Annotated in this window: 14 protein-coding genes; 12 read left to right on the top strand and 2 right to left on the bottom strand. The window is 73.2% G+C overall.

Features of this window, described 5'->3' with window-relative positions; translation table 11 throughout:
* Positions 1–124: 124 nt before the first annotated feature.
* Both Pma05_RS06625 and shbA read right to left on the bottom strand, forming a co-directional pair.
* Positions 125–1,384, bottom strand: a complete 1,260-nt coding sequence (locus Pma05_RS06625; protein ID WP_203856390.1) for a hypothetical protein — start codon at positions 1,382–1,384, stop codon at positions 125–127.
* Complete coding sequence (gene shbA, locus Pma05_RS06620) at positions 1,381–1,959, bottom strand: RNA polymerase sigma factor ShbA (RefSeq protein WP_203856389.1); 579 nt, start codon at positions 1,957–1,959, stop codon at positions 1,381–1,383. The genes Pma05_RS06625 and shbA overlap by 4 nt, the downstream gene beginning before the upstream one ends.
* A gap of 213 nt (positions 1,960–2,172) precedes the next feature.
* On the opposite strand from shbA, the gene Pma05_RS06615 reads away from it, so the two are divergent.
* The 12 genes from Pma05_RS06615 (at position 2,173) to Pma05_RS06560 (ending at position 15,780) form a co-directional block, all read left to right on the top strand.
* Positions 2,173–3,210 (top strand): ABC transporter ATP-binding protein, encoded by a 1,038-nt coding sequence (locus tag Pma05_RS06615; RefSeq protein WP_275414650.1) that lies wholly within the window; start codon positions 2,173–2,175, stop codon positions 3,208–3,210.
* Entirely contained in the window at positions 3,207–4,109 is a 903-nt protein-coding gene (locus Pma05_RS06610; RefSeq protein ID WP_239311795.1) for an MlaE family ABC transporter permease, read from the top strand. Before Pma05_RS06615 ends, Pma05_RS06610 begins: the two co-directional genes overlap by 4 nt.
* 6 nt (positions 4,110–4,115) lie before the next feature.
* Positions 4,116–4,913, top strand: a complete 798-nt coding sequence (locus tag Pma05_RS06605) for an MlaE family ABC transporter permease (RefSeq protein WP_239311793.1) — start codon at positions 4,116–4,118, stop codon at positions 4,911–4,913.
* Positions 4,914–4,917: 4 nt separating this feature from the next.
* Complete coding sequence (locus tag Pma05_RS06600) at positions 4,918–6,258, top strand: MCE family protein (protein ID WP_203856388.1); 1,341 nt, start codon at positions 4,918–4,920, stop codon at positions 6,256–6,258.
* Positions 6,255–7,289 (top strand): MCE family protein, encoded by a 1,035-nt coding sequence (locus Pma05_RS06595; protein ID WP_203856387.1) that lies wholly within the window; start codon positions 6,255–6,257, stop codon positions 7,287–7,289. Before Pma05_RS06600 ends, Pma05_RS06595 begins: the two co-directional genes overlap by 4 nt.
* Positions 7,286–8,269 carry an MCE family protein gene (locus tag Pma05_RS06590; RefSeq protein ID WP_203856386.1) on the top strand — a complete coding sequence of 328 codons (984 nt, stop codon included), beginning with the start codon at positions 7,286–7,288 and terminating at the stop codon, positions 8,267–8,269. Before Pma05_RS06595 ends, Pma05_RS06590 begins: the two co-directional genes overlap by 4 nt.
* Complete coding sequence (locus tag Pma05_RS06585; protein ID WP_203856385.1) at positions 8,269–9,522, top strand: MCE family protein; 1,254 nt, start codon at positions 8,269–8,271, stop codon at positions 9,520–9,522. Before Pma05_RS06590 ends, Pma05_RS06585 begins: the two co-directional genes overlap by 1 nt.
* Positions 9,519–11,009, top strand: coding sequence for an MCE family protein (locus tag Pma05_RS06580; RefSeq protein ID WP_239311791.1), 1,491 nt, complete (start codon positions 9,519–9,521; stop codon positions 11,007–11,009). The genes Pma05_RS06585 and Pma05_RS06580 overlap by 4 nt, the downstream gene beginning before the upstream one ends.
* A complete protein-coding gene (locus tag Pma05_RS06575; protein ID WP_203856384.1) occupies positions 11,009–12,295 on the top strand; it encodes an MCE family protein in 1,287 nt (428 codons plus the stop codon). Before Pma05_RS06580 ends, Pma05_RS06575 begins: the two co-directional genes overlap by 1 nt.
* 20 nt (positions 12,296–12,315) lie before the next feature.
* A complete protein-coding gene (locus Pma05_RS06570) occupies positions 12,316–13,326 on the top strand; it encodes an Rv1363c family protein (RefSeq protein ID WP_203856383.1) in 1,011 nt (336 codons plus the stop codon).
* A 13-nt stretch (positions 13,327–13,339) separates the two neighbouring features.
* Positions 13,340–13,918 carry a hypothetical protein gene (locus tag Pma05_RS06565; protein ID WP_203856382.1) on the top strand — a complete coding sequence of 193 codons (579 nt, stop codon included), beginning with the start codon at positions 13,340–13,342 and terminating at the stop codon, positions 13,916–13,918.
* Between the two features lie 101 nt (positions 13,919–14,019).
* Positions 14,020–15,780: a metallophosphoesterase family protein gene (locus tag Pma05_RS06560; RefSeq protein ID WP_203856381.1), complete on the top strand. Its 1,761-nt coding sequence runs from the start codon at positions 14,020–14,022 to the stop codon at positions 15,778–15,780.
* Positions 15,781–15,788 lie beyond the last annotated feature (8 nt).

Below are 15,788 nucleotides of genomic sequence, written 5' to 3'. Positions count from 1 at the left end.
GTCAGCCTACCGCCGCCGCTCGATCCGTCCCGCCGCGAGCGGCCGGTCCGTCAGTCCGCTGGGCAGAACGTGGTCAACGATGAGGGCTGGCGTCGAGCGGAGCCCGGTCGTGCCGGAGGGCGCGTCAGTCGGGTGGGCAGAGCAGCACACAGCCGCCGCTGGGCAGCAGCGGCAGCCCGGACGGCAGCAGCGACGGCAGCAGGGGTAGCGGCAGCAGTTGTCGGTCAGATGGGCTCGCCGGTGCCGGCTGTGCCGGACCGGACCGCGCCGTAGGCGGTGCGGCGTCGCCCGGGGTACGCGCCGGAGCAGGAGTACGCCCCGCAGCCGGTGTCGTCGGCACCGGCCGGACCGACGTCGGCGGCTCGCCGGTAGGCGCCTCGGACCGGTCCGCCGAACCGGGCAGTCCGCGCCGGATCCACTCGACCTCGGTACGCAGCCGCCCCGCCTCCGCCCGGTCCCGGATCTCCGACACCTGGACGGCCGCCCGATCCAGTTCCGCGCGTGCCTCGGCGTAGCGGCGCTCCGCCACCGCGTCCCGGGCGAGCTGGATGGTGTGCTCGGCGGCGCGGACCGCGGACCGGTCCGGATAGACCGCCGCCGCGACCGGCCAGAGCGGGCTGGTCGGTCCCGCGTGGTTGACGCCGAGGCCGAGCAGGGCGGTCAGCACGACACCGACCACGCTGGACAGGACGAGTCGGCGGACGAGCCGGCCGGGGCGCAGCGGTGGGCGGGACCTGTCCGGTCGACCGAAGGCGTCGCGCGCGGAGTCCGACGGGCCGGTTCCGGGGCGCCCGGCCGGCGATCGGCTCGCGGAAGCACAGGGACGGGGTCGACGGCCGGGGACCGCCGGACGTGGTGCGCGGATGCCGTCCGGGCCGGATCCCTCGATCGGGTCGACCGGCTCCGACTCGTCCGCCCGAGGCTTCCGGGATCCGGCGAACGGTGCCGCCGTCCGGCCGAGCGCCGGGTCGGGCGGTGCGTGGTCGCGCTCGCCGACCTGGCCAGGCATCGTCCGGGCGAGCGCGGCGGCGAGGTCGAACGCGGGCAGGTCGTCGTCGAGTTCCGCCCGCCAGGCGGTGAGCAGCCCGGCCAGCGGGTCGTCACCGGGCGCCGACTCTGCCCGCCCCAACGTGTCGAGCAGCAGGTCGTCCGCCGCGACCACGGCCGGATCGATGTCGGCCGTCGGACCGAGGTGCGGATCGAGGTCGTCGGTGGGCCGGTTCGGCTGGTCCGGCTGGTCCGGGGACCGGCGCGCGGATTCCCGCTCGGCATCCCATCCAGACTCGCCGTCCCGGCCGGTCAACGTCCCATCCCGCCCCGGTACGGCGTCGCCGCGCGCTTCCGTACCGTCGTCTCGCTCTGCTCCGCTTCGCAGCGTACTCATGCGGCGACCTCGTCCAGGGCGGTGCCGGCCAGCGTACGGAGCCGGGCGAGCGCGCGGGACTGGGTCACCCGGACCGCGGCGGCCGACATCCCCACGATCAGACCGACCTCGTCGGCGGTGAGGCCGACCGCCACCCGGAGCAGCACGATCTCCCGGTGCACCTCGGGCAGCCGGGCCAGCAGCGCGGAGAGCCGCCGGGCCAGGTCGGTGGCGACGGCCCGCTGCTCGGGACCGGGTTCGGCGTCCGGCTCGTCCGGCAGCGGACCGTCGATGGTGGCGGCCGAGTCGCGGATGGCGGCCCGCTGCGCGTCGGCGACCTTGTGCGCGGCGATGGTGTAGAGGAAGGCGGAGAACGGCCGGCCCTGGTCCCGATAGCGGGGCAGCGCCCGGAGTACCGCCAGACAGACCTCCTGGGCCACGTCGTCGGCGGTGGCGTACGCGCCGCCGATCCGGCCGAGCCGGGCCCGGCAGTATCGGACCAGACCGGGGCGGACCTCGGTGAGCAGGGCCGCCGTCGCCTCGGGGTCGCGTCGAGCCGCGCGTGCGACGAGATCTGTCTCGGGTGCTGCGGTCATGTATGCGGTCGCACCTTCGTCGGGGCCACACCTTCGTCCGGCACCACGCCTGGGTTACCGGCGGGTTAACCGCACCGTAGCGGGAGCCGCCGGATCGCACCACCGGCGGGGGCCGGTTCGCCGACGCGGCGGCGGGACACCTCGGCGTCGTACCCACGGAAAGTGGTCGAAGAATTACCGGCCATCGCTGTTACGCGCGGGGTGCCCGGCGCGATGTCCACCAGAGACGGCGGTGGACGGACGGTCCACCGGGAGCTGCGGCGGGCGGGTGCGCGGATGGGCGTCGAGGTACGGGTCGAGGGGCTGACGAAGTCCTTCGGCGGGCAACCTGTCTGGTCCGACGTCAGTCTGACCCTGCCGGCGGGCGAGATCTCGGTGTTGCTCGGCCCGTCCGGCACCGGCAAGTCGGTGTTCCTCAAGACGCTGGTCGGGCTGCTGAAGCCGGATCGTGGGGCGATCTGGATCGAGGGCCAGGACCTGCCCCGGCTCTCCGAACGCGCCCTCTACGAGGTCCGCAAGCTCTTCGGTGTGCTGTTCCAGGACGGCGCGTTGTTCGGCTCGATGAACATCTACGACAACGTCGCCTTTCCGCTGCGCGAGCACACCCGCAAGTCGGAGTCCGAGGTCAGGGCGGTGGTGCACGAGAAGCTGGAGATGGTCGGGCTGCTCGGCGCCGAACGGAAGCTGCCGGGCGAGATCTCCGGCGGGATGCGCAAGCGCGCCGGGCTGGCCCGGGCCCTGGTGCTGGACCCGCGGATCATCCTCTTCGACGAGCCGGACTCCGGGCTCGACCCGGTCCGCACCGCCTATCTCAACCAGCTCATCATCGACCTCAACCAGCAGACCGGGGCGACGTTCCTGATCGTCACGCACGACATCAACACCGCCCGTACGGTGCCGGACAACATCGGGCTGATCTACCACGGCCACCTGGCGATGTTCGGGCCGCGCGAGATGCTGCTCTCCAGCACCGAGCCGGTCGTCCGGCAGTTCCTCAACGCGCAGCGGATCGGCCCGATCGGGATGGCCGAGGAGAAGGACTCCGACGAGTTGCGGGCCGAGGCCGAGGCGGGGGTGGAGCTGCCGCCGCTGCCGCCGATCCCGTTGCAGCTCGCCCCCTCCGACGGGCGACCCCGCGCCGCCGAGCAGCCGCCGGGCCGGTGGTGCGAGGAGCACGGCGTCACACCGCCGGCCGGCTCGTTCCGGGGCGTGCAGGGCAGCGTCTGGCAACCGACCGAGGCGCTCAGGTGAGCCGCCCGACCGGCGCCCGGCACGCCGATCCGAGCCACGCCGATCCGAGCCACGCCGGCACCGGCACCGGCACCGGCACCGGCACCGGCCAGGCTGGCGACAGTCAGGCCGGCGGCGGGCGGGGCGGCCCGACCCGGGCCACCGCCGGGCTGCGCGGCACCGGCTATTTCTTCGCCTTCTGCCTAGACGCGCTGCGTGGGCTGTTCCGGCGGCCGTTCCAGGTCCGCGAGTTCGTGCAGCAGGCGTGGTTCATCAGCTCGGTGTCGATCCTGCCGGCCGCGCTGGTGGCGATCCCGTTCGGTGCGGTGATCGCGCTACAGCTCGGTTCCCTGGTACGCCAGCTCGGCGCCCAGTCGTTCACCGGCGCGGCCTCGGTGCTCGGCGTGGTACGCGAGGCCAGTCCCATCGTGACCGCGCTGATCATCGCCGGGGCGGGTGGCTCGGCGATCTGCGCCGACCTCGGCGCCAGGAAGATCCGTGAGGAGCTGGACGCGATGGAGGTGCTCGGCATCGACCCGGTGCACCGGCTGGTCGCGCCCCGGATCGTCGCCGCCGCACTGGTCGCGGCGCTGCTCAACGGGCTGGTCAGCGTCGTCGGGGTGGCCGGCGGCTACTTCTTCAACGTGGTGATGCAGGGCGGCACCCCCGGGGCCTACCTGGCGAGTTTCCAGGCGCTGGGGCAGCTCTCCGACCTGGCCGTCGGCGAGGTGAAGGCGGTGCTCTTCGGTGCGGTGGCGGCACTGGTGGCGTCGTACCACGGGATGACGGCGAAGGGTGGGCCGAAGGGGGTCGGCGACGCGGTCAACCAGAGCGTCGTACTCACCTTCATGCTGCTCTTCGCGCTGAACTTCGTGATCACCGCGGTCTACTTCCAGCTCGTGCCACAGCGGGGGATGTGAGGGCCGGTGCTGCGTACCCTGGACAACCTCGGCGGGCAACTCGCCTTCTACCTGCGGGCGTTCGCCTGGACGCCACGGGCGCTGCGCCGCTACCGCCGCGAGGTGGTGCGACTGCTCGCCGAGATCAGCTTCGGCCGGGGCGCGCTCGCGGTCGCCGGCGGCACGGTCGGGGTGATCTGCTTCCTGACCTTCTTCACCGGCACCGAGGTGGGGCTCCAGGGCTACCAGGCGCTCGACCAGCTCGGCAGCAGCGCGTTCACCGGGTTCATCTCGGCCTACTTCAACACCCGGGAGATCGCGCCGCTGGTCGCCGGGCTGGCGCTGTCGGCGACGGTCGGCTCCGGCTTCACCGCCCAGCTCGGCGCGATGCGGATCTCCGAGGAGGTCGACGCCCTGGAGGTGATGGGTGTGCCGTCGCTGCCGTTCCTGGTCACCACCCGGATGATCGCCGGTTTCGTCGCGGTGATCCCGCTCTACGTGATCGGCCTGCTGTCGAGCTATCTGGCCACCAGAGCCATCGCCGTCTTCTACTTCGGACAGTCGGCGGGCACCTACGACTACTACTTCCACCTCTTCCTGCCCCCGGTCGACGTGCTCTGGTCGTTCGGCAAGGTACTGGTGTTCAGCGTGATCGTGGTGCTGGTGCACTGCCACTACGGCTACCACGCCAGCGGCGGGCCGGCCGGGGTCGGGATGGCGGTCGGCCGGGCCGTGCGTACCGCCATCGTGGCGATCAACATCGTCGACTTCTTCCTGTCGCTGGCCATCTGGGGCGCGACCACGACCGTCCGGATCGCGGGGTGAACGGATGAGCATGGAGCGTCGCGGGTCGCCGCTGGGCCGGCGCGTCCTCGGTTTCGTCTTCGTCGTGCTGCTCGGCGCGGGGCTGTCGCTGGCCGTCCTGCAATACCGCAAGGTCTTCACCCCGGTCTCCTGGGTGACCCTCTACACCGCGCAGACCGGGATGCAGCTCAGTCCCGGCGCCGAGGTGAAGCTGCGCGGGGTGCCGATCGGCGACGTACGCGAGATCGGCAGCGACGGGGCGCGGGCCCGGCTGCGGCTCGCGCTCGACCCGGACCGGATCGGGCAGATACCCGCCGACGTCACCGCCCGGCTGCTGCCGAAGACCCTCTTCGGCGAGCGGTACGTGGCACTGGTCGCCCCGGCCGACTCCACCGCCGGTCCGTTGCGGGCGGGCGCGGTGATCGACCAGGACCGCAGCCGCAACGGCGTCGAGCTGGAACGGGTACTCGACGAGGCGCTCCCGCTGCTCCAGTCGATCCAGCCGGACAAGCTGGCCAGTACGCTGGCGGCGCTGGCCACCGCGCTCGACGGGCGCGGCGAGCAGCTCGGGCAGACCCTGGAGACGCTCGACGGCTATCTCACCGAACTCAACCGGGAGTTGCCAACGCTCACCGAGGACGTCCGGCGGCTCGCGGCGGTACTGGACTCCTACGACGCGGCGCTGCCGGACCTGCTGGCCATCCTCCGGGACGTCACCCCCACCGCACGCACCGTCGCCGACCAGCGCACCCAGCTCGCCGCCTTCCTCGCCGAGGCCACCGACGCCGCCGACGTGGGCCGGCTGTTCCTGGGCCGGCACGGTGACCAGGTGATCCGGCTCGGCGAGCTGGGCCGGCCGGTGCTGGAGCTGCTGGCCGCGTACGCACCGGAATATCCGTGCCTGATGCAGGGGCTGGTCGGGGCGCAGCCGCTGGCCGAGGAGGTGTTCCGGAACGGCCGGATGCACGTGACCCTGGAGGTCACCCGGGACAACGGCGCCTACCAGCCCGGCCGGGACGACCCGGTGTACGGCGCCTCGACCGGCCCGCAGTGCCGGGAACTGCCGAACCCGACGCCACCGGCGCCCGAGGTGCGGATCGAGGACGGCTACGACCACGGCGGCTCCCGCCCCGGCCCGGTCAAGCTGCCGGTCGGCAAGCCCCCGGCGGGCACCGCCACCACCACCGGTGCAACACCGGCCGCCGGCAACCCGCCGACGATGGGCTCCGCCGGCACCGAGGAGGAGCAGAACCTGCTCAAGCCGATCATCGGGGCCGCCACCGACACCCTGCCGGTGCAGGTACCCGACATCGCCGTACTGCTCTGGGGTCCGCTGCTGCGCGGAGCGGTGGTGAACGTCAAATGAGGCGGGTACCGGTCGGGCCGCTGGTCAAGCTGGTCGTGTTCGCCGCGGTGACGCTGCTGCTCACCGGGATGCTCGGTCAGGCGCTCGGGTCGTTCTCGTTCGGCGGCACCAGCTATCGGGCCCGGTTCACCGACGTCACCGGGCTGCTGCCCGGGGACGACGTCCGGATCGCCGGGGTCCGGGTGGGCCAGGTCGACCGGATCCGGGTGGTGCAGGACACCGTCGCCGAGGTCACCCTGACGCTGACCGAGGAGGTGCCGCTCCGCAGCACGGTGCAGGCGAAGATCCGTTACCGCAACCTGATCGGCCAGCGGTACGTCGCACTCGCCGAAGGCCCCGGCGGCGGCCCGCCGCTGCGCCCGGACGGGCTGATCCCGATCGGCCAGACCACCCCGGCCCTCGACCTGACCACACTCTTCAACGGGTTCCGGCCGCTCTTCACCGCGCTGACCCCGGAGGACGTCAACAAGCTGGCGTACGAGATCATCCAGGTACTCCAGGGCGAGGGCGGCACCGTCTCCAGCCTGCTGGCGCACACCGCCTCGCTGACCAACACCCTGGCCGACCGGGACGCGGTGATCGGCCGGGTGGTGACCAACCTCAACTCGGTGCTGGCCACGCTGGACTCCCGGGACGCCGAACTCGACCAGACGATCCGGTCGTTGCAGCAGTTCGTCTCCGGGCTGGCCGGCGACCGGGAGGCGATCGGCGCGGCGCTGGTCAACCTCGGCAAGCTCACCGGCAGCACCGCCGCGCTGCTCGCCGACGCCCGGCCGGCGCTCGCCGCCGACGTGACCGAACTCGGCGAGCTCGCCGGCACCCTGAACCGGAACGCGGCGGTGATCGACGGCACCCTCGGCCGGCTGCCGGAGCGCTACGAGGCGCTGACCCGGGTCGCCTCGCACGGCTCCTGGCTCAACCTCTTCGTCTGCGACTTCGACGGCCGGCTGGCGCTGGGCGGGCAGGGCGTCAACCCGGCGACGTTCAGTTCCCAGGCCGCCCGCTGCGCCGGATCAGGAGGTGCCCGGTGAAACCGTTCCGGGAGCGCAATCTCGTCGCCGTCGGCGCGATCGGGCTGGTGGTGCTGACCGGCCTGCTGCTGACGGCGTTCCGGCTGGACGACATCTCCGCGTTCCGCGACCCGGCATACTCGGCGGCGTTCCGGGACGCCAGCGGGCTGGCCGAGGGGAACGAGGTCCGGGTCGCCGGGGTACGCGTCGGCGAGGTGACCGAGGTGGACCTGGCCCGAAACGGCACCGGCCCGTACGTCCGGGTGCGGTTCCGGATCGACGACGGTGAGCTGCGGCTCGGCCGGGAGACCGGTGCGACGATCCGGATCAAGACCGTACTCGGCCAGAAGTACCTGGCGCTGGCCCCGGCCGGGCCGGGCCGGCTCGCCGAGGACGCGGAGATCCCGCTGGACCGCACCGCGTCGCCGTTCGACGTGATGCAGGCGGTCACCGGGCTGGCCGGCACGCTCGACGAGATCGACACCGCGCAGTTGGCGACCGCGTTCACCACCCTCGCGGAGACCTTCGCCGACACACCGGGCAGCGTGCGCTCGTCGCTGGACGGGCTCTCCCGGCTCTCCCGTACGGTCGCCAGCCGGGACGCCGAGCTGCGCGAGCTGCTGGAGCGGGCCCGGAGCGTCACCGACGTACTCGCGAACCGGGACGAGGAGTTCCGCCGGCTGGTCGCGGACGGGACCCTGCTGCTCGACGAGGTGCACCGGCGGCGGGACGCGATCCACGAGTTGCTGGTCGGCACCCGGGACCTGTCGAGCCAGCTCTCCGGACTGGTCGCCGACAACCGCGCCACGCTGGAGCCGACGCTGCGCCAGTTGCGCGGGGTGGTGGCCACCCTGCAACGCAACCGCGACGACCTGGAGCGGACGTTGCAGACGATGGGGCCGTTCCTGGACGCGTTCACCAACGTGCTCGGCAACGGCCGGTGGTTCGACTCCTATCTTCGCGGGCTGCTCCAGCCGTACGTGCCGACGGGAGGTCGCTGATGCGCCGGCCGGGATTCCTCGCTCCGCCGAACCGTCGGCGGGCACTACTCGCCGCCGGGGTGACCGTGGTGGTGGCCGCCGCTGCCGCGTTCGTGGTGCTGCATCCGGGCACCCCACAGCGGCGCCTCGTCGCGCACTTCACCCGGGCGGTCGGCATCCACCCCGGCTCCGACGTACGGGTGCTCGGGGTGCGGATCGGTGAGGTCGTCTCGATCGCGCCGGCCGGGCGTACCGTCCGGCTGGAGCTGCGCTACGACGCCCGGCACGACGTACCGGCCGACGCGTCGGCGGTGATCGTGCCGCCGAGCCTGGTCAGCGACAGGTACGTCCAGCTCACCCCGGCCTACTCCGGCGGTGCCCGGCTGCCCGACGGCGCCGAACTGGCGGTGGACCGGACGATGGCGCCGATGGAGATCGACGACATCTACCGGGCGCTCGACGACTTCAACCGGGCGCTCGGGCCGGACGGCGCCAACGCCGACGGCGCGCTGGACAACCTGCTCGGCACCGCCCGGGCCAACCTGGCCGGCAACGGCGACAACCTGCACGACACCCTGGACGGGCTCTCCCAGGCGCTGGACACCCTCGCCGAGGGGCGGCAGGACCTCTTCGGCACGGTGGCGAACCTGCAACGGTTCACCACCGCGCTGGCCCGCAGCGACCAGCAGGTGCGGGCGTTCAACTCCCGGCTCGCCGACGTGGCCACCCAGCTCGCCGCCGAACGGGACGACCTGGCCGCCGCGCTGCGCAACCTGGCGACCGCGCTCGGCGAGGTCACCCGGTTCGTCCGGGACAACCGGGCGATCCTGAAGTCCAACGTGGACGGGCTGGCGAACGTGACGAACGTGCTGGTCCGGCAGCAGAAGGCGCTGATCAAGATCCTGGACGTGGCACCGCTGACGCTCTCCAACCTGAACCTGACCTACAACGCCCGGTCCGGCACCCTGGACACCCGGGACAACCTGCTCGGCCCGTACGACCCGGCCGCGTACGTCTGCGCGACCCTGGCCGACGCGCTGCCGGTGGCGAACGTGCCCAAGCGCTGCTTCGAGCTGGCCGAGACCCTCGACCTGAAGCGGCTCCCGCTCCCGGAGGAACTGCGCAAGCTGCTCAACCTGCCGCCGTCCGGCAAGCCCGCACCGGCGACGCCGGAGCCGCCGGCCACCGACGACGGAGGCGCCGAACCGGGAGCACCCGGGCCGGAGGTGTCGCTCGACCGCACGCTCGGCGGCATCCTGCGAGGTCTCCGTTGAACCGGCCGAGGTCTTCACCGACCCGTCCGCAGGCCGGGTTCCGGGGCTGGCGGGCGCTGACCCGGGCGGTCGCGGCGCTGGTGGTCGTGACGGTCGGGGTGAGCGGCTGCGGCGTACCGGACCTGGCCGACCTGCCGTTGCCCGGCGGCGCGCCGGACGGGCCGGCGTACCAGGTCACGGCCGAGTTCACCGACGTACTCGACCTGGTGCCGCAGGCGGCCGTCAAGGTCAACGACGTCACCGTGGGCAGCGTGCGGGAGATCTCGCTGCGCGGCTGGACCGCCCTGGTCCGGCTCCGGATCGACCGCACCGTGACGCTGCCCGGCAACGCCACCGCCGCGGTCCGGCAGACCAGCCTGCTCGGCGAGAAGTACGTCGCGCTGGCCGCCCCGGTCACCGAGCCGCCCGCCGGGCAACTCGGCGACGACGCCGTGATCCCGCTGGCCCGGACGAAGCGGTCGGCCGAGGTCGAGGAGGTACTCGCCGCGCTCGGGCTGCTGCTCAACGGCGGCGGGCTGGCCCAGCTCAAGACGATCAACCAGGAACTCGCCGCCGCGCTGGAGGGTCGGGAGCCGGCCGCCCGGGACGCGCTGCGCCAACTCGACACCTTCGTGACCGGGCTCGACCGGCAGAAGGCGGACCTGGTCCGCGCGGTGGACGCGTTGGACCGGCTGACGGATCGGCTGGCCCGGCAGCGCGCCGTGATCGGGGACGCGCTCGCCGCGCTCGACCCCGGCCTGACCGTACTGGCCGAGCAGCGGGAGCAGCTCAGCGAGGCGGTGACCGCGCTCGGCGAGCTGGGTCGGGTGGGCGCCCGGGTGGTCACCGAGAGCCGGGCCGACCTGGTGGCGAGCGTGAAGGCACTGCAACCGACGCTCGAACAGCTCGTCCGGGCCGGCGACGCGCTGCCGAAGTCGCTCGACTTCATGCTGTCGTACCCGTTCCCGCCGAACGTCACCGGGGCGATCGTCGGCGACTACATCAACCTGTCGGTCACCGCCGACCTGGACGCCGCCGCCATCCTGTCGAACCTCTTCTCGGCCAAGCCGGTGGCCACACCGCCGTCGAAGAGCGGGACCCGGCCGGGTGGCAGCGCCAGCGGCAACCGCCCCGGTGCGACCGGCGGCGGGCAGCGCCCCGGCGGCGACGACGGGCGGCCGGGCGGGGTCGGTCCGCTACTACCCGGCGTACTGCCGCCGGTCTGTCTGCCGATCGGCGGGCTGCTGCCGATCGACTGGCTGCCCCCACTGCTGCCCGAGTGCGAACTGCCACCGGACTGTGAACTGCTCCGCCCCGGATCACTGCTGCCGCCGGGCGGGCTGTTGCCACCCGGTGGGGTGGTGCCGCCGGGCACCATCTTCCCGCCCGGCACCAAACTGCCGCTGGGCACCATCCTCTCCCCCGGCTGCCTGCTGCCGCCGCCGGACGGGGCGACGAACGGGCGGACCGGCGGGCTGCTCGACATACTCGGCGGGGGGTTGCTGTAGTGATCGGACGTACCGCCCGGCTCCAGGTGCTCGCGTTCCTGGTGGTCAGCCTGCTCGGGATCAGCTACGTCGCGGTCCGCTACGTCGGGCTCGGCGACCGGCTGCTCGGACGCGGCTATCTGGTGCACGCCGACTTCGCCGACGCCGGGGGCATCTTCCCGAACGCGTCGGTCAGCTACCGGGGATTTCCGGTCGGCCGGGTCGATGCGGTCGACCTGCACGACGGGGCGGTCCGGGTCACCCTCCGGCTGGACCAGGGGGTACGAGTCCCCGACGCGCTGCGCGCGGTGGTCTCGCAACGGTCCGCCGTCGGTGAGCAGTACGTCGACCTGCGCCCCGAGCGCGACTCCGGCCCCTGGCTGCGGGACGGCTCGGTGATCCCGCAGGACCGCACCGGCACCCCGCTGGCCCCGGAGACCCTGCTGGCCAACCTGGACGCGCTGGTCCGCTCCATCGACCCGGACGACCTGGCGGTGGTGATCGACGAGCTGGGGGTCGCCTTCGAGGGCAACGAGGCGGCGCTGCGCCGGATCCTCGACGCGAGCGGCGCACTGCTGGCCGAGGCGACCGTACGACTGCCGGAGACGGTGACGCTGATCCGGGACGCGCGCACGGTGCTGCGTACCCAGCAGGAGTCCGCCGCCGCGCTGCGCCGCTGGGCGGACGGGCTGGCCCGGCTCGCCGAGACGGTACGGGCCGCCGATCCGGACCTGCGACGGATCCTCGCCGACGGGCCGGCAGCCGCCACCGAACTCGTCGGTCTGCTGCGCGACCTGGACCCGTCGATCGGTACCCTGCTGGGCAACCTGGTCGCGGTGAACGGGGTGGCCGCCCGGCGGCTGCCCGGCATCGAGCAACTCCTGGTGGTCTATCCGCTGGTGGTGGACGGCGCGTTCACCGTCACCCCCGGCGACGGTACCGTGCACTTCGGACTCGTGGTGAACGTCTCCGACCCGCCTGCCTGCGTCTACGACGGCTCCACCCGCTGCACGTCGGCGGAGGCGGCCCGCGGTTCCAGCGTCCGGGGCAGCGCGGCGGCGCCCCGCCCCGGCGGCGCGGACCCGGCGCCGCCGCGCCCCGACGGGTCGCCGCTGCCGGAGTCGGACGAGCCGGCCGAGGACGCCCCGCCGGTCTCCCCCGCCACGGTCGCCGGCTACGACCCCGCGACCGGGGTCGCGCTGGGTCCGGCCGGCGGCCCGCTCTCGTTCGGCTCGACCGGTGGGCAATACCAGCTAGCCGGTGACCAGTCCTGGAAGCAACTCCTACTCGCCGGCCTCGCGCCGTGACCGATCCGAGGAGCCGACCGATGCCGAGCGGTGAGGAACGCAGGTTGAAACTGGTAAAGGGCACGGCACCGGCCGAGCCGAGCACTCCGGCCGTCCCCCGGCAGGCACCCGCCGAGGGACGGGGCCTGGCCGGCGGGGCACGCCGGTCGGCCGACGGGACGCGGCAGCCGGGCCGGGGTGGGCGAGCGGCGACCCGGCGTACGGTGACCCGCCGGCTCCCGGCCGTCAAGCACCCGGTGGAGGAGATCCTGGAGCGGCTCGACCAGGAACCGGTCGACAAGCCGCCGAACACCGGGGAGCCGACCCCGACGGACGACCCGAACCCGACCACGACGGACGAGGCGACCGCGACGGACGAGGTGGCCACGACCGACAAGGCGACCGCGAGGGACGAGGCGGGCACGACAGACGAGGCGGGCTCGACAGACGAGGCGGGCACGAGCGGCGGGACGGGCAGCACTCGCAGGACGACCAGGAGTGGCAGGGCGGGCTCGACCGACGCGGCAGGCTCGACCGACGAGAGGGCGGCCGGGCGGAAGGGGGCGGGTCGGCGGCTCGGGACGACGGTCACGCTCGTCGTCGCGCTCTGTGCGGCACTCGCCCTGGCCGGCGTCTTCGGCTTCCGGTGGTGGGAGGACCGGGCGGTCGAGCGGGCCCACGCGCAGGCCCTGGCCGCCGCACGGCAGACGACAGTCAACTTCGTCTCGGTCAGCGCGTCCAGCGTGGACGGTGACCTCCAGCGGATCACGGCCGGCGCCACCGGCGAGTTCAAGGAGGAGTTCGTCCGGGGCCAGGCCAAGGTGCGGGAGGCGGTGCTGGAGAACAAGGTCGAGTCGAGGGGTACGGTGCTGCGCGCCGGTCTGCTCTCCGGCGACCGGCGCCACGCGGTGGTACTGGTGGCGATGGACGCGACCGTCAAGAACGTTAACGCCCCGGACGGGCGGCCCGCGCACTACCGGATCCAGGTCGACCTGACCAGGGAAGGCGACTCCGACACCTGGCTCGTTTCCCGGCTCCAGTTCGTCGGCTGAGAGGAGTTTCCCGATGCGAACGACCATCGCCACGCTCGCCCGACGGCTGCGCCCCGGACGCCGTACCGCCGAAAAGTCGGCGGCCGACGGCGCGGAACGGGGCTCCGACCGTGCCCCCGCGCGGCGCCGCCTGCACCTCGCACTCGCGGTCGCCACCGTGCTCGCCGGCGCGGCGGCCGGCACCGCCTGGTACGCCCACCACCAGGCCGAACAACGCGACTCCGCGGTACGCCAGGCGCTGGCCACCGCCGGTCCCGCCGCGAAGGCGATCTTCTCCTACGACTACCGCAGCTTCGACGCGAGCGTGGCGAACGGACGTGCCTTCGTGACCGGCCCATTCGCCGACGAGTATGCCGAGACGACCTCGGCGCTGAAGTCGACGGCCGTCTCCGAGCAGGCGGTGGTACTCGCGGAGGTCTCCGCCAGCGGGGTCATCCGGGCGGAGACGGCCGAGGTGGAGCTGCTGGTCTACCTGAACCAGTACCGGCGCAACGCCAACACCGACGGCGAGAAGGTCGACCAGAACCGGGTGGTCCTGGAACTGCGCCGGGTCGGCGGGGAGTGGAAGGTGTCCCGCGCCACCGCCATCTGATCCGCGCCGGCCCGCCGTGCCGGGGACCGCTCCGACTGCGGGTGAGCGCGGAGGCGGACCGGATCTTCGCCGGCCGGGGAGCGGATGGTTGACTGTCCGCGATGACGGAATACTCGGCACCGCTGCTCTGTGAACCGTATCTGCTGGATCCGGGCCCGGAGGGTGCCTGGGTCGTCTGGCACACCGAGGAGCCCGGCAGCGGCGGGTTCGTGCTGGTCGGCCCGGGGGTGGCCGGGATGTCGCCCCGGCAGGCCCGGGACGCCGCCTCCGGTGACCAGCCGTCCGGCCCGGGGTGGCGGCGGTTCGTGGCGGAGACCCGGCCGCTGTCCCGTACCCGGGAGGATGCCGAGTCCCGGGTGCCGGGGCGGAGCTATCCGACGGTGACCCGCCGACCGGTGTACCGGCACCTGACCCGGGTCACCGGGCTGCCGCCCGGCCGTACGCCGTACCGGGTGGTGGCGCTGCACGGTCCGGGTCGGGCCACCGTCACGGGGGCGTACTCGCTCGCTCCGGCGGTGCTGGCCGGGGCGGGCGTACGGCTGCTGCTGACCAGCGACCACCAGCTCAAGGCGATGACGGCGGCGAACCTGGAGAAGGTGGCCGAGACCGTCGGCGTACGGCTGGACGGGGTGCTGATGGCCGGCGACATGGTCAACGTCGGTGACCGGGCCAGCGACTGGTTCGACGCGGCCACCGGTCCCGCCTTCTTCGCCAGCATGACCGGGCGGGCCGAGACACCGATCGCCGGCCGGACCTACCGGGGTGCGCCACTGTTGCAGTACACCCCGATCTTCCCGGCGATCGGCAACCACGAGGTGATGGGCCGGTGGTCCGAGACCGCCAGCCTGGACAGCCAGTTCAACGACCCGCAGCCCCGGGACGTGGCCCGCGAGCGATACCAGTCGACCGGCTCGGACGGGTCTGGTGGGTCGGACGGGTCGGGTGGCTTCGACGGGTCGGGTGGGCTCGGCGAGGTGGAACTCGGGCGGCGGTCCTGGGACGTCACGACGTACGAGGAACTGTTCCCGTACCCGCGCAGTGCGGCGGGCGGTCCGCGCTGGTGGTCCCGGACGATCGGCGACGTACACCTGGTGACGCTCTTCGTCACGTCGATCTGGCGCCCGCACGTGTCGGTCGGACGGGGCAAGTTCCAGGAGGACGTGGCCGACCTGGCCCACCCCGAGCGGTGGGGACACGGCCAGTTCATCTTCGAGCCGGTGCACCGGGACTCCGCGCAGTACCGCTGGCTGGAGCGGGAGTTGACCTCGGCCGAGGCCCGTGCGGCACGGTTCCGGGTGGTGATGTTCCACCATCCCAGTCACGGGCTCGGTGGCAACTCGGCGCCGCCGTACACCGACCCGGTGCGGACCGTCGAGCGCGATCCGGCCACCGGGGCGGTCACCGCGATCCGGTACGCGTACCCGCTGGCCGAGGACCACATCCTGCGCGACCTCGAACCGCTCTTCTCCGCCACCGGAGTGCACCTGGTGCACAACGGGCACGCGCACCTGTGGAACCGGTTCCGGAATCCGGCCGGGGTCAACTGGCTGGAGACCTCGAACGTCGGTAACAACTATGGCGCGTACGACGTGTCGTCCGGTGCCGCCCGGGACCTCCCGGTGGGGCCGGACAACGTCCGGCAGGGCGATCCGGGCGGGCTGGTGCCGGTCGTCCCGACGATCGCGCCGCTGACCGGGCCGACCGGTGCCCCGCTGCCGTACGTGGCGAGCGACGACATCACGGTCTTCTCGATCCTCGACTCGACCGCCGGAGTGGTCCGGTCCTACCGGTTCGACACCCGGGACCCGGACGCCCCGGTACTGCTGTTCGACGAGTTCCCGCTGACCTCCGCGCCGTGGTGAACGTCGAC

The organism is Plantactinospora mayteni (assembly GCF_016862935.1).
Classification (GTDB): domain Bacteria; phylum Actinomycetota; class Actinomycetes; order Mycobacteriales; family Micromonosporaceae; genus Plantactinospora; species Plantactinospora mayteni.
Note: the sequence above shows the minus strand (reverse complement) of the source record. Positions and strands in the feature narration are given on the sequence as shown.

Coding starts and splice junctions, on each gene's coding strand:
- Pma05_RS06565 (WP_203856382.1), top strand. CDS start 13,340: ATGCGAACGACCATCGCCACGCTCGCCCGACGGCTGCGCCCCGGACGC.
- Pma05_RS06585 (WP_203856385.1), top strand. CDS start 8,269: ATGCGCCGGCCGGGATTCCTCGCTCCGCCGAACCGTCGGCGGGCACTA.
- Pma05_RS06560 (WP_203856381.1), top strand. CDS start 14,020: ATGACGGAATACTCGGCACCGCTGCTCTGTGAACCGTATCTGCTGGAT.
- Pma05_RS06600 (WP_203856388.1), top strand. CDS start 4,918: ATGAGCATGGAGCGTCGCGGGTCGCCGCTGGGCCGGCGCGTCCTCGGT.
- Pma05_RS06595 (WP_203856387.1), top strand. CDS start 6,255: ATGAGGCGGGTACCGGTCGGGCCGCTGGTCAAGCTGGTCGTGTTCGCC.
- shbA (WP_203856389.1), bottom strand. CDS start 1,959: ATGACCGCAGCACCCGAGACAGATCTCGTCGCACGCGCGGCTCGACGC.
- Pma05_RS06625 (WP_203856390.1), bottom strand. CDS start 1,384: ATGAGTACGCTGCGAAGCGGAGCAGAGCGAGACGACGGTACGGAAGCG.
- Pma05_RS06570 (WP_203856383.1), top strand. CDS start 12,316: ATGCCGAGCGGTGAGGAACGCAGGTTGAAACTGGTAAAGGGCACGGCA.
- Pma05_RS06615 (WP_275414650.1), top strand. CDS start 2,173: ATGTCCACCAGAGACGGCGGTGGACGGACGGTCCACCGGGAGCTGCGG.